17 protein-coding genes are annotated in these 18,182 nt (G+C 63.7%); 7 read left to right on the top strand and 10 right to left on the bottom strand.

The annotated features are described in order from the left end of the window. Positions 1–11 precede the first annotated feature (11 nt). From glyA to ShzoTeo12_RS03875, 4 genes are all read right to left on the bottom strand, one after another. On the bottom strand, positions 12–1,310 hold the full coding sequence (gene glyA, locus ShzoTeo12_RS03890; RefSeq protein ID WP_119258769.1) for a serine hydroxymethyltransferase: 1,299 nt from the start codon (positions 1,308–1,310) through the stop codon (positions 12–14). Between the two features lie 191 nt (positions 1,311–1,501). Then, the gene (locus tag ShzoTeo12_RS03885; protein WP_119258770.1) at positions 1,502–2,827 is read right to left on the bottom strand and encodes a L,D-transpeptidase family protein; all 1,326 of its coding nucleotides are present in this window, start codon (positions 2,825–2,827) and stop codon (positions 1,502–1,504) included. Between the two features lie 279 nt (positions 2,828–3,106). Next, positions 3,107–3,619 carry a transcriptional regulator LdtR gene (ldtR, locus tag ShzoTeo12_RS03880; protein WP_119258771.1) on the bottom strand — a complete coding sequence of 171 codons (513 nt, stop codon included), beginning with the start codon at positions 3,617–3,619 and terminating at the stop codon, positions 3,107–3,109. A gap of 131 nt (positions 3,620–3,750) precedes the next feature. Beyond that, positions 3,751–4,188, bottom strand: a complete 438-nt coding sequence (locus ShzoTeo12_RS03875) for a DUF6163 family protein (RefSeq protein ID WP_413251139.1) — start codon at positions 4,186–4,188, stop codon at positions 3,751–3,753. 153 nt (positions 4,189–4,341) lie between these two features. On the opposite strand from ShzoTeo12_RS03875, the gene hemB reads away from it, so the two are divergent. Continuing rightward, entirely contained in the window at positions 4,342–5,358 is a 1,017-nt protein-coding gene (gene hemB / locus ShzoTeo12_RS03870; protein ID WP_119258772.1) for a porphobilinogen synthase, read from the top strand. Positions 5,359–5,370: 12 nt separating this feature from the next. Here hemB and ShzoTeo12_RS03865 read toward each other — a convergent pair whose 3' ends face one another. Beyond that, entirely contained in the window at positions 5,371–5,892 is a 522-nt protein-coding gene (locus tag ShzoTeo12_RS03865) for a hypothetical protein (protein ID WP_318911339.1), read from the bottom strand. A gap of 153 nt (positions 5,893–6,045) precedes the next feature. On the opposite strand from ShzoTeo12_RS03865, the gene ShzoTeo12_RS03860 reads away from it, so the two are divergent. From ShzoTeo12_RS03860 to ShzoTeo12_RS03840, 5 genes are all read left to right on the top strand, one after another. Further along, complete coding sequence (locus ShzoTeo12_RS03860) at positions 6,046–6,510, top strand: RDD family protein (RefSeq protein ID WP_119258774.1); 465 nt, start codon at positions 6,046–6,048, stop codon at positions 6,508–6,510. A 160-nt stretch (positions 6,511–6,670) separates the two neighbouring features. After that, positions 6,671–7,435, top strand: coding sequence for an arginyltransferase (locus ShzoTeo12_RS03855; RefSeq protein WP_318911338.1), 765 nt, complete (start codon positions 6,671–6,673; stop codon positions 7,433–7,435). Between the two features lie 111 nt (positions 7,436–7,546). Then, positions 7,547–8,464: a DMT family transporter gene (locus tag ShzoTeo12_RS03850; protein ID WP_318911337.1), complete on the top strand. Its 918-nt coding sequence runs from the start codon at positions 7,547–7,549 to the stop codon at positions 8,462–8,464. A gap of 53 nt (positions 8,465–8,517) precedes the next feature. Continuing rightward, positions 8,518–8,739 carry an AbrB/MazE/SpoVT family DNA-binding domain-containing protein gene (locus tag ShzoTeo12_RS03845; protein WP_119258777.1) on the top strand — a complete coding sequence of 74 codons (222 nt, stop codon included), beginning with the start codon at positions 8,518–8,520 and terminating at the stop codon, positions 8,737–8,739. Beyond that, positions 8,736–9,125: a type II toxin-antitoxin system death-on-curing family toxin gene (locus tag ShzoTeo12_RS03840; RefSeq protein ID WP_318911336.1), complete on the top strand. Its 390-nt coding sequence runs from the start codon at positions 8,736–8,738 to the stop codon at positions 9,123–9,125. Before ShzoTeo12_RS03845 ends, ShzoTeo12_RS03840 begins: the two co-directional genes overlap by 4 nt. Here ShzoTeo12_RS03840 and parC read toward each other — a convergent pair whose 3' ends face one another. Beyond that, positions 9,126–11,378, bottom strand: coding sequence for a DNA topoisomerase IV subunit A (gene parC, locus ShzoTeo12_RS03835; RefSeq protein WP_318911335.1), 2,253 nt, complete (start codon positions 11,376–11,378; stop codon positions 9,126–9,128). A 210-nt stretch (positions 11,379–11,588) separates the two neighbouring features. On the opposite strand from parC, the gene ShzoTeo12_RS03830 reads away from it, so the two are divergent. After that, positions 11,589–12,779 carry a hypothetical protein gene (locus ShzoTeo12_RS03830; RefSeq protein WP_318911334.1) on the top strand — a complete coding sequence of 397 codons (1,191 nt, stop codon included), beginning with the start codon at positions 11,589–11,591 and terminating at the stop codon, positions 12,777–12,779. Between the two features lie 81 nt (positions 12,780–12,860). Here the strand turns inward: ShzoTeo12_RS03830 and ShzoTeo12_RS03825 are convergent, their stop codons facing one another. The 4 genes from ShzoTeo12_RS03825 to ShzoTeo12_RS03810 form a co-directional block, all read right to left on the bottom strand. Continuing rightward, positions 12,861–13,190 (bottom strand): DUF1236 domain-containing protein, encoded by a 330-nt coding sequence (locus ShzoTeo12_RS03825; protein WP_318911333.1) that lies wholly within the window; start codon positions 13,188–13,190, stop codon positions 12,861–12,863. Positions 13,191–13,283: 93 nt separating this feature from the next. Next, positions 13,284–15,071, bottom strand: coding sequence for an aspartate--tRNA ligase (gene aspS / locus ShzoTeo12_RS03820; protein WP_318911332.1), 1,788 nt, complete (start codon positions 15,069–15,071; stop codon positions 13,284–13,286). A gap of 293 nt (positions 15,072–15,364) precedes the next feature. Further along, positions 15,365–15,961, bottom strand: coding sequence for an NUDIX domain-containing protein (locus ShzoTeo12_RS03815; RefSeq protein ID WP_318911331.1), 597 nt, complete (start codon positions 15,959–15,961; stop codon positions 15,365–15,367). Positions 15,962–15,977: 16 nt separating this feature from the next. Further along, positions 15,978–18,092 carry a molybdopterin oxidoreductase family protein gene (locus ShzoTeo12_RS03810; RefSeq protein ID WP_318911330.1) on the bottom strand — a complete coding sequence of 705 codons (2,115 nt, stop codon included), beginning with the start codon at positions 18,090–18,092 and terminating at the stop codon, positions 15,978–15,980. Between the last annotated feature and the right edge of the window lie 90 nt (positions 18,093–18,182).

The raw sequence follows: 18,182 nt of genomic DNA, 5'->3' as shown, positions 1-18,182 counted from the left end.
TCTGATCCTGCTTACATGTAGGGATACATCGGGAATCGGCCCGTCAGTGCGACGACCTTCTCCCGGACGGCAGCTTCGACAGCCGCATTGCCCTCGTCGGAATTGGCGACCTTGAGACCGTCGAGAACCTCGACGATCAGGCTGCCGATCTCCTTGAACTCGGCTTCCTTGAAGCCGCGGGTCGTGCCGGCCGGCGTGCCGAGGCGGACGCCCGAGGTGACGAAGGGCTTTTCGGGGTCGAACGGGATGCCGTTCTTGTTGCAGGTGACATAGGCGCGGCCGAGAGCGGCTTCCGCCCGCTTGCCGGTCGCGTTCTTCTTGCGAAGATCGACGAGCATCAGGTGATTGTCGGTACCGCCCGAAACGATGTCAAGGCCGCCGGCCTTCAGCGTCTCGGCGAGCGTCTTGGCATTCTTGACGACCTGCGCGGCGTATTCCTTGAATTCCGGCTGCAGCGCCTCGCCGAAGGCGACGGCCTTGGCGGCGATGATGTGCATGAGCGGGCCGCCCTGCAGGCCCGGGAAGACGGCCGAGTTGATCTTCTTGGCGATGTCCTCGTCGTTCGTCAGCACGACGCCGCCGCGCGGGCCGCGGAGCGACTTGTGCGTGGTGGTGGTCGCGACGTGGCAATGCGGGAACGGCGACGGATGCTGGCCACCGGCGACGAGGCCGGCGATATGCGCCATGTCGACCATCAGATAGGCGCCGACTTCATCGGCGATCTCGCGGAAGCGCTTCCAGTCCCAGATGCGGGAGTAAGCGGTGCCGCCGGCGATGATGAGCTTCGGCTTGTTCTTGCGGGCCTTCTCGGCGACGTCGTCCATGTCGAGCAGATTGTCGCCCTCACGCACGCCGTAGGACACGACGTTGAACCACTTGCCGGACATGTTGACCGGCGAGCCGTGCGTCAGGTGGCCGCCCGAATTGAGATCGAGGCCCATGAAGGTGTCGCCCGGCTGGAGCAGCGCGAGGAAGACGGCCTGGTTCATCTGCGAGCCGGAATTCGGCTGGACGTTGGCGAAGTTGACGCCGAACAGCTTCTTGGCGCGCTCGATGGCAAGCTCTTCCGCGATGTCGACGAACTGGCAGCCGCCATAGTAGCGCTTGCCCGGATAGCCTTCGGCATATTTGTTCGTCATGATCGAGCCCTGGGCTTCGAGCACGGCGCGCGAGACGATGTTCTCCGAGGCGATCAGTTCGATCTCATGGCGCTGGCGACCGAGTTCCTTCTGGATCGAGCCGAAAATCTCCGGATCGGTGTCGGCAAGGGAACGCGTGAAGAAAACGTCGGTGGCGGAAGACTGGCTCATCCTCGAGGCTCCTTAAGGGTGGGTGGCACGGTGTTTAACGTCCTCGCATGGCAAGGGCAATATCCGCTCCACGGTTTGCGCCATTTCGGCGCGTCTTATGGGATAAAAACGACAGACGGCAGAAAGCCGGAAGGAAAAAGGCCCCGCGTTCCAGAGGGAAGCGGGGCCTTCGAAAAGTCAGACAAATAGCCTTATTGCGGCAGCAGGTCATCGTCCGGGGAGCCGGCCGGCTTTTCCATGCCGTAGCCGGTCTGGAGGGCGAGTTCGGTGGCGCCGTCCATCTGGTAGATGTCGTCGCGGAACTGCACGACGCGGTCGCGGGCCGACCAGGCGCTGATGTAGACGAAATAGACCGGAACCTCGACGGCCAGCTTGATCGGCGTGTTGACGCGGTCGTTGATGACCTTCTCGATCTGCTGGCGCGACCAGCCGGGCGTGTCGCGCAGCAGCCAGGTGATGAGGTCGCGGACGTTCTGCACGCGCACGCAGCCGGACGATTCGAAGCGCATCAGCTTGTTGAACAGGCCCTGCTGGGGCGTGTCGTGCATGTATTCGTTGTTCGTGTTGTGGAAGTTGATCTTGGTCGACGCCATGGCGTTGATCTTGCCCGGGTCCTGACGGAACATCAGGTTCGGCGCCTTGTCGGCGAACCAGTCCACGGTCTCCGGCGCGACCTCACGGCCGCTGCCGTCGATCAGGCGGATGTTGTTGCGCTTGAGGTAGGTCGGATCCTTGCGCATCAGCGGCACGATGTCCTTCTCGACGATCGAGCGCGGCGCGGTCCAGTAGGGATTGAGGGTGACGTCGTAGATCTTCGAATTGAGGATATGCGTCGGGCGGCTGCTGCGGCCGACGACGGCGACATGGCGCAGCACGACGCGCCCATCTTCCACCGCCTCGACGGAGGCAGCCGGAATGTTGACCATCACGTAGCGCTGGCCGAGATCGCCGGACATCGTCTGCAGGCGCACGAGATTGGTGTTGAGCTGGTTGAGGCGCGTCGTTGCCGGCACGTTCATGGCCTTCAGCGAGAATTCGCCGAGCACGCCGTCCTGCGGCAGGCCGTGGCGGGCCTGGAAGCGCTTCACCGCGCCGTCGACATAGGAATCGAAGGCGTTGGAGATACCCGCCTCGCGCGACAGGTCTCCGGAGATCATCAAGCGCTGGCGCAGGGTCTGGACGCCGGGATCGACCACGCCGATCTGCAGCTTCTGGGCCGAGGAGACTTCCGGCCAGCCGCCGGCGGATACGATCTGCTGGTAGTCGGCGATCGCCTGCTGGATGTTCGGCACGGCGCCGGGGCCGAGGATCGGATTGTTCGAGGCGACGGCGTCGGCGCTGCGCGAGGCCTTGGCGTCGAACTGGTCGTCCCAGTTGCCGCGGCGCGATGCATCCAGAATGTCGTCCATCGCCGACTGGGCAAACGCGGGCGCTGCAAGGGCAGCGGCGCCGAAGGTTGCGGCCGAACGCAGGAATGCGCGGCGCGAGAACACATCAAATCCGGTTTTGCGAGACATCTATCCTACCATCTCCTGAGACGCCACATCGAGCGGCGAGGTGCACGCGGCACGGGGGACCGAAGGGTCCATACCCGATGCAGCTATCACGAACAGGGTTAACAAACGCAAACCGGCCCTGCCGCCCGCGCATACCTGAGCCCATCGTCCGGGTGTCACAGCAATATGGCCAATTCGTGTCTCGGAGGCTGCGGGCCGGCCGCAAACGAAAACGTGAAAAGCCGGACGCGCAGGGAACGCGGCCGGCTTTCGGAGGAGGTCGAAAAGAACGCCCGGGGATTACAGGCGATAGAGGATCGAGTCGTTCCAGAAGCGGTCGAGGCGCTGAAGCAGCTTGTTCATCTGGTTGAATTCGCCTTCGCCGATGCCGCCGACCTTCTGGATCGAGCCGATATGGCGCTCGTAGAGCTTGGCGACGGTCTCGGCGACTTCCTGGCCGGTTTCCGTCAGGCTGATACGGACCGAGCGGCGGTCGATGCGCGAGCGCTGGTGGTTGATGAAGCCGAGGTCGACCAGCTTCTTGACGTTATAGGAGACGTTCGAGCCGAGGTAGTAGCCACGCGAGCGCAGCTCGCCGGCGGTCAGCTCGGAATTGCCGATGTTGAAGAGGAGCAGCGCCTGGACGGCGTTGACGTCGGAGCGACCGGCGCGGTCGAATTCGTCCTTGATGACATCGAGCAGGCGACGGTGCAGACGCTCGACGAGGTGAAGGGATTCCAGATAGAGGTTGCGGATCGCATCTTCCTGCGGATCGACGACCGGGGCCTGCTGCGGCTTCATCTTGGTGTTCATGGTTCTCTGCCTCACTGTTTTGTTTGGCGGTGTGGTTTGTTTTCCCGCCTTGAGTGAGAACCTAGCGAATGCATCTAAAATTCTACTTAAACCGCAGCCTTAACAGCGCCTTACCGGAGAGCGACCCTGTCTCAGGGTGAATCAGTTCTTACCGTGCGGGCCTGGCGGCGGCGCTGGATGAAGAGCGCGACGCGGAAAAGCAGGAACATGACAGCCACCGCGACATGCATGATGACCAGCAGCCGGTTGATGCCGAAGATGGAGGGATAGACCTCGTGCATCGTGATTTCCGTCGCTGCGGCGATCAGCCAGATCACGGGTCCCCAGGAGACGAGCAGCCAGAGGCCGACGGCCGCGACTGGGAAGAGCACGGCAAGCGCCGTCGAGGCAGCCTTCCAGGCCGGCGGCAGCAGATCGAACCGTCCTCTCCCATCAAGGGAGAAGCCCGTCAGCATGGCCCAGTACTGCAGCGCGAACCACAGCGAGGCCACCGCCACCAGCCGCAGGAACAGCGCGAACAGCGTCTCGGTCAGGCTCGGTCTTGGGCCCTTGGCAGAATCAGCAACCATGGTGGGGACAGTAAGGGCAAGCACCGCCGGCATAAAGCCTGCAAAACGCGTCATGCACGGCCATATGCCGCACACTCCCCTCCCCGCTCGCGATTTGATTGACGCGGGCGGCGTGATAAGACGCGCCAAACGGACCAGCAAGGAAATGACATCATGACCGGCAGCAGGAACATCGTCGACGAAATCACCGGCCACCGCCGCATGCGGCGGAACCGGAAGGCCGACTGGACCCGCCGGCTCGTGCAGGAGAATCGCCTGACGGTGGACGATCTCATCTGGCCGGTCTTCGTGGTGCCGGGCACGAATGTCGTCGATCCCGTCGCGGCGATGCCCGGCGTCAACCGCATGAGCGTCGACAGGCTGGTGGAAGCCGCCAGGGAAGCGGCCGACCTCGGCATTCCCGCCATCGCCACCTTCCCCAATATCGATATGAACCTGCGCGACGAGACGGGCTCGCACAGCCTTGCGGCCGACAACCTCATCAACGAGGCGACGCGGGCCATCAAGAAGGCCGTGCCGAATATCGGCGTCATCACCGACGTCGCGCTCGATCCCTTCACCAGCCACGGCCATGACGGCGTGCTGCGCGGCGATGTGATCGTCAACGACGAGACGGTCGAGCTGGTCGCCCGGGCCGCCGTGATCCAGGCCGATGCCGGCTCCGACATTATCGCGCCGTCCGAGATGATGGACGGGCGCGTCGGCGCGATCCGCCGGGCGCTCGATGCGGCGGGCCACCAGGATGTCGGCATCATGGCCTATGCGACGAAGTTCGCCTCGGCCTTCTACGGCCCCTACCGCGACGCCATCGGCACCGGCGGCCTGCTGAAGGGCGACAAGAAGACCTATTACATCGACCCCGCCAACGGCACCGAGGCGATGCGCGACGCCGCGCTCGACGTCGAGGAAGGCGCGGACATGATGATGGTCAAGCCGGGCCTTCCCTATCTCGACATCTGTTGGCGCATGAAGGAGGCGTTCGGCCTGCCGGTCTTCGCCTATCAGGTCTCGGGCGAATACAGCCAGATCAAGGCCGCGGCGCTGAACGGCTGGATCGACGGCGAGCGCGTCATGCTCGAAACCCTGCTCGCCTTCAAGCGCGCCGGCTGCGACGGCATCCTCACCTATTTCGCAATGGACGTGGCGCGGCATCTGGCTAAAAAGGGCTGAGCGCCCCTCAAGCTACAACGCAATCCGTGACAGAGCGAATGGCATCCCGATAACCACGCCGATCGCAAAGGGGTGGCTCCTCGAGTCTCCCTTTCCGGGCAGCGGGTTTGCCGCAACCTCGGCAAGGCAGACGAAGTAAAGGCCGCAAAGCATGAACATGCCGGCATGCCAGAAGGCGCCGGTGATCGCAGGCATGATTGCAAAACCGAAAAGAACCGCGGCCGCCACCGAAGCGAAGCCGACGGCTCTTGTTGCCACATTGTGCACCATATCCCGTAGATAGGCCATTGCGCGCCGGTTGCCCTGCCACTCCAAAATCAGCCTTCCAGTCCACAGAAACAGGATCGAGAATGCTATGGAATGGAAGGCGACATGCTCCAGCAGCAGGATACCGCCCCAGTCCGCCTTGTCGAAATAGTCATAGGCGACAAACTGAAGAATCGCCGCCAGAAAGCCCAGCGAGGAAAAGAATGGAGTATCCTTGCGCAGGTCACCACTGACGAGGAGCCACGGAGTATTCTCCGACGGTTTCATGTCGTTTCCTTTCGAATGCGGATCGGCGCGTTAAATGCCATCCCCGTTCGTCCTATCACCGCCATGCCCGGGAAGCGCCTATTGGTTCCGATCTGTTGTTTTCCGCCGACGACATCCCATATGGAGGGCATGTTCCATTCGGGAGACAGGCAGATGAGCGCTGATTTCAACGAGACGCGGGTTCCGACGACGGACTGGCAGGCCTATCGCGGCGTGCTGTCGCGCCGGGTGTTCGCGTTCCTGATCGACTATGCGATCATCGCGCTCCTCTGGATTCCGGCCGCCGTGGTGGTCTTCTTCCTCGGCATCCTGACCTTCGGCCTCGGCTTCTTCCTTTATCCCTCGCTCTTCGTCATCGTCGCCATGCTCTATTTCGGCCTGACGATGGGCGGCCCGAGCCAGGCGAGCGCCGGCATGAACGTCATGGGCCTCGCGCTCGCGCGCGTCGACGGCCGGCCGGTCGATTTCCTGACGGCGATCGTCCATCTCGTGCTGTTCTGGATCGGCAATGCGCTGCTGACGCCGTTCATCGTGCTCGTTGGCCTCTTCACCGATCGCGGCCGCCTGCTGCACGACCTGCTGCTCGGCACCGTTATGGTCCGCCGCGACCGCTACTGACCGGCCGGATCGCCCTCAAGCCACCGGCCCCATCGCTCCGCAACGGCCCTCCCCATGGCGATTGCAGGGGGAAGGGCCTTGCGGCAGTTGACCTTTTTCCGAACTGCGCCATGGTATTGGCATAGAAGTGTCACATGGCGACGGAGTCGCTTCACGGCAAATGAACACGCAGGCAACATCCTCTCCGCAATTCTATCTCACCGCGCCGGCGGCTTGCCCCTATCTGCCGCAGGAGATGGAGAGAAAGGTGTTCACCCACCTCGTGGGCGAGCGCGCGCCGGAGCTGAACGATCTCCTCACCCAGGGCGGCTTCCGCCGTTCGCAGAACATCGCCTATCGCCCGGCCTGCGAATCCTGCCGCGCCTGCATTTCCGTGCGCATCCTCGTCAACGAGTTCGAGCCGCGACGCAGCATGCGGCGGGTGCTGGCCGCCAATGGCGACATCGTCTCGCGGGAATATCCGGCCGAGCCCTCCAGCGAGCAATATTCGCTCTTCCGCCACTATCTCGACGCCCGCCACCAGAAAGGCGGCATGTCGGACATGTCCGTGCTCGACTATGCGATGATGGTGGAGGACACGCATGTCCACACCAAGGTCATCGAATATCGCCTGCGCGAGGAAGGCGCCGGCCTCAAGGAACGGCCGCAGGGCGAGCTCCTCGCCGTGGCGCTGACCGACCGCATGGGCGACGGCCTTTCCATGGTCTATTCCTTCTACAATCCGGAACTGACCCACCGCTCGCTCGGCACTTTCATGATCCTCGACCATATCCGCCGCGCCAGGGCGCTCGGCCTGCCGCATGTCTATCTCGGCTACTGGGTGAAGGGATCGCGGAAGATGGACTATAAAACAAAGTTTTTGCCGCAGGAGCACCTGATGCCGCGCGGCTGGGAGCGCTATGAAGGAGACGATACCGCTCCCTAGTGCATTTCCGGCTCGCCGGAAATATTCTAGATTCTTGTTTTAACCGCATTATCCGACGCCGAAGCGACGCCGCTCCGGCTGGAAACGCTCCAGTTCACTTTCGGTCCCGCCGTGTCCTCAGCCAACGATCCCGCCCTTCACCGCAAGGGCCTTCTCATCACCGCCGTTGGCGGTCTCGCGCTTTCCTTCGACATCCCGCTGATCCGCTCGGCCCATGGCGAGTTCTGGTCGATGCTGGTGCTGCGGAACCTTTCCGTCTTCCTGATGGCCCTCGTCCTGTGGGCGGGGCTGAACTTCGTGCTTCGCCGGAAGACCGTGCTCGTGCCCGGCCGCAAGGGTCTGCTGATCACCCTCTTCTACGGCGTCAACTCGCTGACCTTCATGCTCGCCGTCTTCAACACGACGACGGCCAATGTCGTCTTCATCCTCGCCTTCACGTCGATGTTCGCCGCCATTCTCTCCTGGATCTTCCTCGGGGAGCGGCCGGCCAACGCGACGCTGCTGACCATGGCGGCCATGGTCTTCGGCGTCATTCTCATCGTGCACGAGGGCCTTGCCAGCGGCAATCTCTTCGGCGATGCGATGGCCGCCTGTTCCGCGCTGATGCTGGCATGCGCCCTGACGCTCAGCCGCAGCAGCGGCGCCGACATGGGCTTCGTACCGCTGATCGCCTCCGCCACGTCGGGCATCGTCGGCCTGTTCCTGCTGCCCGAAGGCGGCCTCGTCGTCGCGGACCCCGTCTATATTCTCCTCAACGGCCTCGTCCTGCTTCCCCTCGCCTTCTGGTGCCTCGCAACGGGACCCCGCTACCTTTCCGCACCGGAAGTCGGCATGTTCTATCTCGTGGAAACGGTACTCGCGCCCATCTGGGTCTGGATCGTCTTCGCCGAAACGCCCACCACCCAGACCCTCGTCGGCGGCTCCATCCTCATCCTCGCCCTCCTCGCCCACTCGCTCTGGCAGATGCGCTCGAAGGTGCGGGCCGCGAAGGCAGCGGACTCGGCTACCGGGCTTCCGTTCACCGGATGAGATTGCGATCTGCTCAGTCGCACGTTATAACTTGGTTATAACGGAGCAAGGCCATGAACATCACCATCCGCAAGATCGGCAATTCCGAAGGCATCATCATTCCGAAGGACGTGCTGGACCGCATGGGCGTCAAGGCGGGCGATGAGGTCACGCTGACCAGCGAGGGCGGCAAACTCATTCTCACCGCTTCCGACGGCGACTTCGACCGGCAGCTCAAGCATGCCGAGAAGTTCATGGACCGCTACAAGGTCGCGCTCAAGAAGCTTGCCGAATGAGCTTTCTCTTTCTCGACCGGCGCCTGGTGGAACGACTGCACACCGTGCAGATAGAGCGGTTCGGCGGAGCCGCAGGTCTGCGTGACGAGAATGCATTCGAGTCGGCACTGTCCCGTCCCGTCAACAAGGCGCGCTATGGCTGCGAGGATCTGCTCGAACTCGCCGCGGCATATCTCTACGGGCTGGCGAGGAACCACGCATTTGTCGATGGCAACAAGCGCATCGCCATTGTCGCGGCTGCGGCCTTCCTGATGGACAACGGCTTCGAAATCGCCACGGATGATGCCACGCTTTACACCTTCGTCCTCGCCGTCGCGGCCGGCGAGATCGACGAAGAGGGCGCGACGCGCTTCCTGCGCGACGTCAGCGTCCCCTATGCCGGGTGATCAGCCGCTGAACTTGCCGCTGCGCGGGAAGCCCTTCGGCACGGTACGGCCGGCGGTGGCGCGGTCGGCGAGCCATTCGGCAAGCTCTTCCTTCGTCCGCACGAAGTTGCGGCCGGCGCTGTCGTCCCAGGAGAGTCCCTCGTCGATCGCGAAGCAGCGGATATCGGAGACGCCGCCGTCCTTGTAGCGCTGCAGGCGAACGCCCTTGCCGCGCGACATTTCCGGCAGCTGCGCCAGCGGGAAGACCAGCATCTTGCGGTTCTCGCCGACGACGGCGACATGGTCGCCGCGCACGGGCACGACGAGCTTGGCCTCGTCCGGCATGCCGACATTCATTACCTGCTTGCCCTTGCGGGTATTGGCGACCATCTCGCTTTCCGAGACGACGAAGCCGTTGCCGGCCTGCGAGGCGATGACGACCTTGCGCGACGGATCGTGCACGAAGGCGGTCAGCACGTCCTGATCGTTCTCCATGTCGACCATGATGCGCAGCGGCTCACCATGGCCGCGCCCGCCCGGCAGCTTGTCGGCGCCGAGCGTGAAGACCTTGCCGCCCGTCGTGACGATCAGCAGCTTGTCCGTCGTCTGCGCCGGGAAGGCCACCTTCAGCGCGTCGCCTTCCTTGAACTGGAGGCCGGACGTGTCGGCGATATGGCCCTTCAGCGCACGGATCCAGCCCTTTTCCGAGATGACGACCGTGACCGGCTCCTTCTCGATCATGGCCTGCTGGATGGCCTCGACATCGGCCTCCGGGGCGCTGGCGAACTGGGTGCGGCGGCGGCCGATCTCGGTCGCCTTGGCGAATTTCTTGCGGACCTCGCCGATTTCCCAGGCGACGGTCTGCCATTGCTTCTCGTCGGAGGCGAGCAGCGCCTCGATTTCCGCCTTCTCCTTCGACAGGTTGTCGAATTCGGTGCGGATCTCGAATTCCTCGAGCTTGCGCAGCGAGCGCAGGCGCATGTTGAGGATCGCTTCGGCCTGCACGTCCGTCAGCGAGAAGGTCTCCATCAAGGAAACCTTCGGCTCGTCCTCCTCGCGGATGATGCGGATCACCTCGTCGAGATTGAGATACGCGACGAGGTAACCGCCGAGGATTTCCAGGCGACGTTCGATGGCGGCGAGGCGATGGCGCGAACGGCGCTGCAGGACTTCGCGCCGGTGGGCCAGCCACTCGACAAGCACGTCCTTGAGGCCCATGACCTTCGGCACGCGCCCCATCGAGAGCACGTTCATGTTGAGCGGAATGCGGTTCTCCAGCTCGGAAAGCTTGAAGAGCGATTCCATCAGGATCGTCGGATCGACGGTACGGCTCTTCGGCACCAGCACGATGCGCACGTCCTCGGCCGATTCGTCGCGGATGTCTTCCAGAAGCGGAAGCTTGCGGGCGATCAGCAGCTCGGCGATCTTCTCGATCAGGCGCGACTTCTGCACCTGGTAGGGAATCTCGGTGACGACGATCTGGTAGCCGCCGCGACCGAGGTCTTCCGTCTCCCATTTCGAGCGAACGCGGAAACCGCCGCGGCCCGTCTTGTAGGCCTCGATGATGCTTTCGCGGCTGTCGATGATGATGCCGCCGGTCGGCAGGTCCGGGCCCTGCACGAATTCGACCAGCTTTTCCACGTCCGCATCAGGATTGCGAATGAGGTGGAGCGCGGCATCGCACAGTTCATGGACATTGTGCGAGGGAATGGAGGTCGCCATGCCGACGGCGATGCCGGAGGAACCGTTCGCGAGAAGATTCGGGAAGGCGCCCGGCAGGACGACGGGTTCTTCGTCTTCCTCGTTGTAGGTCGGGCGGAAGTCGACGGCGTCCTGGTCGATGCCTTCGAGCAGCAGCGTCGCGACCTCGGTCATGCGCGCTTCGGTGTATCGGTAGGCGGCGGCGTTGTCGCCGTCGATATTGCCGAAATTGCCCTGCCCGTCGACGATGGGATAACGCTGCGAGAAATCCTGTGCGAGGCGCACCAGCGCATCGTAGACCGACTGGTCGCCGTGCGGGTGGAACTTACCGATGACGTCGCCGACGATACGCGCGCATTTCTTGAACGAGGAGTTGGACCTGAGGCCCATTTCGCTCATGGCGTGGATGATGCGGCGATGGACCGGCTTCAGGCCGTCGCGGACATCCGGCAGTGCGCGCTGGGTGATGGTCGACAGCGCATAGGCAAGGTAGCGCTCTTCCAGCGCCGCCTTGAGGTCGACCGGCACGATATTGTCGTCTCCGCCATCGGGCGGCAAAGTGTTTTGTCCCATAGGCCTTGACTACCCCCTTGGCCGATTCGCGGCAAGGAATCCGGGCAATCGGGCTGTGGATAGCAGTTTGTAAAGCTTCTTCGAAATCTGCTCCCCGCGACAGAGAATTCCATGGAAACTCTTCGCGGCATGAATATATTTGCCACGCCGCCCGTATAGGAGCGGTAACGGCAAGGCAGCCGTCCAAGAAATCAGAAAGAGAGCCTATTCATGATGCGCACCTCCCATTTCCGCGCCCTTCTCGCCGGTGCAGCGCTCGCCACCCTGGCAAGCCCCGCCTTCGCACTCGACGGTGCGGACCTGCTGGCCAAGCTGAATGCTACCTATGCCACCAGCGGCGTATCCATCAGCTCTTCGAACGTGACCGCCGACGGCTCCACCGTGACCCTGGAAGGCGCGGAGCTGAAGGCGACGGGCAATGAAACCCCGATCAAGCTCGGCACCGTCACCATGGACGGCGTCGAGGAAGACGGCGACGGCGGCTACAAGATCGAGACCGTTTCCTTCGAGGACGTCAACGTCACCGAGGACGAGACGATCGTCACGGCCAAGGACATCGCGCTCAGCGGCGTCTCGGTTCCCGGCAAGGTCGTTCCCGGCACGCTGGAATCGCTGCTGATGTACGAATCGGCGACGGCCGGCCCGGTCAGCGTCACCGCCAAGGGCAAGGAAGTCTTCTCCATGTCCGGCATGGAAGCGAACATCACCCGGATGGACGATGACGCCGGCCTCGAATTCGATGCGACGATGTCCGATCTCAAGGCCGACCTCACGGGCGTCGAGGACGCCAAGACCAAGGACGCGCTCGACAAGCTCGGCATCCACTCGCTGGACGGCAAGGTCAGCATGTCGGGCAGCTGGGAACTGGCGAGCGGCAAGCTGGCCGTCGACGAATATGCCTTTGACTTCAAGGATGTCGGCCGCCTCAACATCACGCTCGCCTTCTCCGGCTACACGCTGGACTTCCTGAAGAACATGCAGGAAGCGCTCAAGACGGCCGAATCCAACCCGAACAAGGACGAAGCGAACGCCGCTATGGGCATGGCCATGATGGGCCTCGTCCAGCAGCTCACCTTCAACAGCGCCTCGATCTCCTTCGACGACGCCTCGATCACCAAGAAGCTGCTCGACTATGCCGGCAGCGAGCAGGGCGTGACGGGCGACCAGATGGCGCAGTCGCTGAAGGGCCTCGTTCCGATCATGATCGCGCAGCTCAACATGCCCGACCTGCAGAACCAGATCTCCGCCGCCGTCAACACCTATCTCGACGACCCGAAGAGCCTGAAGATCAGCGCCGAGCCGAAGGAGCCGGTGCCGTTCCCGATGATCATGGGCGCCGCCATGGGCGCACCGCAGACCATCCCGCAGGTCCTCGGCGTGACCGTTACGGCCAACGAGTAAGCGACAGCGCAGGAACAAGAAACACGAAAGCCCGGAGCATCGCTCCGGGCTTTCTCTTTTTCGGCCATGCCGAAGGAAGGGTTATTCGAGAACCTGGATGACGGTCCGCGTCTGCGGATTCACGATCACCCGGTGCTCGTTGACGATGGTGTAGGCGTAGTCGGGCTGGCCGTCGATGGCGTGGATTTCCACCGCATCGGGAACGACCTTCCCGATCAGGATATCGCCTTCATAGGGCACCGAGGGAATGTCCTGCTCCAGAACGTAGGTACGGACTTCGCCCGGGATGACGACGGTCGATTCCGTCGTAACCGGGTCGGACTCCTGCACGATCACAGTATCCTGGGCATAGGCCGAGGCGGACAGCGACAGAAGCGCCGCCGCGGAGACAAGGATAAGCCTGTTGCGCATGTTCGTTCTCCTGTGTTGACGGGAGAAGAACGGCGTCAGCGCCCGACTGTTCCGGGCGGCGGGAACGGCAAGGCCCTTCCCGCCCTCCAGATATCAGTCCTTCTTGGACGGAACCACGCGCAGCGCCAGTTCCCGAAGCTGCGTCGGCGTTGCCGGCGACGGAGCGTTCATCAGGAGATCCTGCGCCTGCTGGTTCATCGGGAACAGCGAGATTTCGCGCAGGTTCTTGGCGCCGACGAGCAGCATGACGACACGGTCGATGCCGAAGGCGCAGCCGCCGTGCGGCGGGGCGCCGTACTGGAAGGCGCGGTAGAGGCCGCCGAAGCGCTCTTCCACGTCCGCCTGGCTGAGGCCGACCTTCTCGAAGGCCTTGACCATCAGTTCCGGCGACTGGTTACGGATCGAGCCCGAGGCGATCTCGAAGCCGTTGCAGACCGCGTCGTACTGGTAGGCCTTGAGTTCCAGCGGATCCTTGCTGTCGAAGGCTTCGAGGCCGCCCTGCGGCATGGAGAAGGGGTTGTGCGCGAAGTCGATCTTCTTTTCGTCTTCGTTGTATTCGTAGAACGGGAAGTCGACGATCCAGCACATTTCGAAGCGGTCGCGATCGACGAGGTTCAGTTCCTCGCCGGCGCGGGTGCGGGCTTCGCCTGCGAACTTGTAGAACTTGGCCGGGTCGCCGGCGACGAAGAAGCAGGCGTCGCCGTCATCGAGGCCGAGCTGCGTGCGGATGGCTTCCGTGCGCTCCTCGCCGATGTTCTTGGCGAGCGGGCCTGCGCCCTCCAGCTTGTCGGCTTCCTTGCGCCAGAAGATGTAGCCGAGGCCGGGTTGGCCGGTCGACTGCGCCCAGGCGTTCATGCGGTCGCAGAAAGCGCGGCTGCCGCCGGTCTTGGCCGGGATCGCCCAGACTTCGACCTTCGGGTTCGACGCGATCATGTTCGCGAAGACCTTGAAGCCGGAGCCGGCGAAATGCTCGGTGACGGCCTGCATGACGATGGGATTGCGCAGGTCGGGCTTATCGGAGCCGTATTTGCGGATCGCTTCATCGTAAGGAATGCGCGGCCACTCCTTCGTGACGGGCTTGCCTTCGGCAAACTCCTCGAAGACGGCCGTCATCATCGGTTCCATCGTCTGCCAGACGTCTTCCTGGGTGACGAAGCTCATTTCGACGTCGAGTTGGTAGAATTCGCCCGGCAGGCGGTCGGCGCGCGGGTCTTCGTCACGGAAGCACGGCGCGATCTGGAAGTAGCGGTCGAAACCGGCGACCATCAGCAGCTGCTTGTACTGCTGCGGGGCCTGCGGCAGGGCGAAGAACTTGCCCTCATGGATGCGCGACGGCACGAGGAAGTCGCGCGCGCCCTCGGGCGAGGAAGCCGTCAGGATCGGCGTCGTGTATTCGGCAAAACCGGCCTCGCCCATGCCCTTGCGCATGGCGGAGATGATCTGCGTGCGCTTGACGATGTTCCGGTGCAGCGTTTCGCGGCGCAGGTCGATGAAGCGGTACTTGAGGCGGACGTCTTCCGGATACTCCGGCTCGCCGAAGACCGGCAGCGGCAGTTCCTTGGCGGCCGACAGGACTTCGATATCCTGCGCGTAAAGCTCGATCTCGCCGGTCGGCATGCCCTTGTTGACCGTATCCTCGGTGCGCGCCTTGACGAGGCCGTCGATGCGGATCACCCATTCGCCGCGCACCGTCTCGGCCTTCTTGAAGGCCGGGGAATCGGGGTCGGCGACGACCTGCGTGATGCCGTAATGGTCGCGCAGGTCGATGAAGAGCACGCCGCCGTGATCTCGGACGCGGTGAACCCAGCCGGAAAGACGGACGGTCTCACCGACATCGGACTTGCGGAGAGCGGCGCAGGTGTGGCTGCGGTAACGGTGCATCGTGGTATCCTGAAATGCTGACAGGCCGCGCGGGAAGGTCCCGGCGCAGCTACCCAAGAAAATCGCGCGGAAAAGCGCATGGTGGCGGCCGTTTGTCAAGGCTTGGCGGGGGAAAGGCCGGGTGCCAGCCCCTCATCCGGCCTGCCGGCCACCTTCTCCCCGCAAGCGGGGCGAAGGGGATATGCCGCACCGGTTTCCCGAATCTTTGACGTAGCGTGGGGCACGTCCCCTCTCCCCGCCTGCGGGGAGAGGGTTAGGGTGAGGGGCAAGCGGCAAGGGAATCACCGTGCCGTTCAGGCGAACGCCTCGCGATTCAACATCAGCCATTGCAGCATCATGATCGTCTTTGAATCGACGATGCCGCCGGTGGCGATCAGGGCGCAGGCCTCGTCGATGGGCATTTCGATGATCTCGATATCCTCGCCCTCGCCGTCCACGCCGCCGCCCTTGCCGTCGCGCCTGGCGCTATCGATATGGGCGGCGAAGCAGGAGACATGCTCCGTCAGCGTACCGGGGCTGGGATACATGTCGAAGACGTGGCGCAGGTCGCTGACCGCGTAGCCCGTTTCCTCCATCGCCTCGCGGCTGATGGCGTCTTCCGGGCTGTCGTCGTCAAGAAGGCCGGCAGGTATTTCGAGGAGGAAACCGTCTGGGTGGCCGCCGAGGAAGGCGCCGGGGCGGAACTGGCGCACCAGCACGACCGTCTGGCGCACCGGATCGACGAGGAGGATCGCCGCCGCCGCGCCGTGGTCGTGCACCTCGCGGTCGAGGAACTCGACCCGGCCGTCGGCGCGGGTCTGTTCGAGGACGAGGGTGCGCAAATGGATGAAACGCTTCCAGACCGTCTGCTGCTCGACGATACGGACGGACGACTGCTTTTCTGCGGACATGGAATACCCTTCGGCGTCAGGCCTTGCGCAGCCAGACATGGTTGTCGTGGAAGGCCGCGCCGCCATAGGGCGCGATGGGATCGGCGCCGGTCAGCACGTTGATGCCCTCCCCGTCGAGATGGGCGGAATTCGGCCAGATGCCTTCGGCGATGAGCACGCCGGGCTTGGCCTCCCCCGTGACCTTCGCATGCAGGCGGATGTCGCCGCGCCTGTTGCCGAGGCGCACGATGTCGCCCGGCTCGATGCCCTGCGTTGCCGCGTCGTCGGGGTGGATCATCACCTCCGGCCGCCCTTCCCGCTCGCGCGAGCTCCTGCCTTCCGAAAAGGTAGAGTTGAGGAAGGTGCGGGCAGGCGATGTCGCGAGGCGGAACGGGTGGTCGGCATCCGCCGTCTCTATCACGGTCACATAATCCGGGAAGGCCGGCAGCGCCTCGTGCGGGCCGAAGGCCCCGAGCACCTTCGGCGGCTTGTTGGGAGCCGGCGTGTTGGTCCAGTTCGGGCGGAAGCGGAACCTGCCGTCGGGGAAGCCGAAGCCCTTGGAAAAATGCGCCGTCTCGAAATCCGGCTGGCAGTCGAGCCACTTCTCTTCTTTCAGCCCGTCGAAATCCATCTCGTAATAGGGCAGCATGCGGGTGATGTGCTGCTGCTCGGAAAGGCCGAAGCCCGGCAGGTCGGCGACGCCGAGGCGCCTTGCCAGTTCCTCGATGACGAAGAGGTTGGTGCGCACGGTCGCCGGCGGCTCGACGAGCTTGGGGCCGAGCAGGATGTGCTGGTGGCCGCCGCCGCGGTAGATGTCGTCATGCTCGACGAACATGGTGGCGGGCAGCACGATATCGGCGAGCTTTGCCGTATCGGTCATGAACTGCTCGTGCACGGCGACGAAGAGGTCGTCGCGCAGAAAGCCCTGCTTCACGAGGCGCTGTTCGGGCGCGACATTCGCGGGGTTGGTGTTCTGGATCAGCATGGCCGTGACCGGGCCGCGATCGCGCAGCGCGACGGCATCGCCCGTCAGGATGCGGCCGATCTGCGACTGGTCGAGCATGCGGATATCCGGATCGACGAATTTCGCGCCCGTCAGCTCGCCCTTGCGCAGATGGAAGATGCTGGAATTGCTGTGGAACGCGCCGCCGCCCTCATATTGCCAGGAGCCGAGAACCGTGGCGACGGAAAGCGCGGCATGCATGGAGACCGCGCCGTTGCGGCTGCGGGTGAAGCCGTAGCCGAGACGGAAGAAGCTTTTCTTCGTCTTCCCGACGAGCGCGGCGAAAGCCTCGATCTCCTCGACGGCAAGGCCTGTGATGTCGGCCGCCCATTGCGGATTGCGGGTCAAAAGGTGGGCCTCGAGGCCGGCCGGATCGTCGGCGAACTTTTCCATATAGGCGCGGTCGGCATAACCGTCACGGAACGCGACATGCATGACGGCGCAGGCGAGCGCGGCGTCGGTGCCCGGCTTGAGCTTCAGCGCGAGGTCGGCCTGCTTCATCGTCGGATTGTCATAGACGTCGATGACGACGATCTTCGCGCCCCGCTCCTTGCGCGCCTTCACGGCGTGGGTCATCACGTTGACCTGCGTGGAGACGGCGTTCGTGCCCCAGATCACCACGCAGTCGGACTTCGCCATCTCGCGCGGATCGGGGCCGCGCAGCGTGCCGGCGCCCATGGTGAAGCCCGTCCAGGCCGGATTGGTGCAGATGGAATCGAAGAAGCCGGAATAGCGTTTCGCATGGCGCAGGCGCTCGATGGAATCGCGCTGCACGAGGCCCATCGTGCCGGCGTAATAATAGGGCCAGACCGCCTCCGTGCCATGCGCCTGCTCGGCCTTGACGAAGGCTTCGGCGATGGCGTCCAATGCGGCTTCCCAGGAGATGTCGGCCCATTCGCCGCTGCCCTTGGCGCCCTTGCGGACCTGCGGCTTCATCAGCCGGTCGGGATGGTAGAGACGTTCGGCGTAACGGGCGACCTTGGCGCAGATGACGCCGGCCGTATAGCTGTTGTCGGCGCTGCCCCTGACGCGGCCCATGCGGCCTTCCGCATCGATCTCGATATCGAGGGCGCAGGTCGAGGGACAGTCGTGCGGGCAAGCCGAATGGCCGATCCGCGGTTTTCCGAGATGAGGGGTCGCAACGTTCATGGCTTTTCTATATTGCAGAGCGCAAACGGCCAAAAGGCAAAACGTTCTACCATCGCAACAATTCATCGACGCATCATTGCGGACGATCCC

This window comes from Shinella zoogloeoides, from assembly GCF_033705735.1.
Classification (GTDB): Bacteria; Pseudomonadota; Alphaproteobacteria; order Rhizobiales; family Rhizobiaceae; genus Shinella; species Shinella zoogloeoides_A.
The sequence above is the reverse complement of the archived record's forward strand: the minus strand, read 5'-3'. Positions and strand labels throughout refer to the sequence as shown.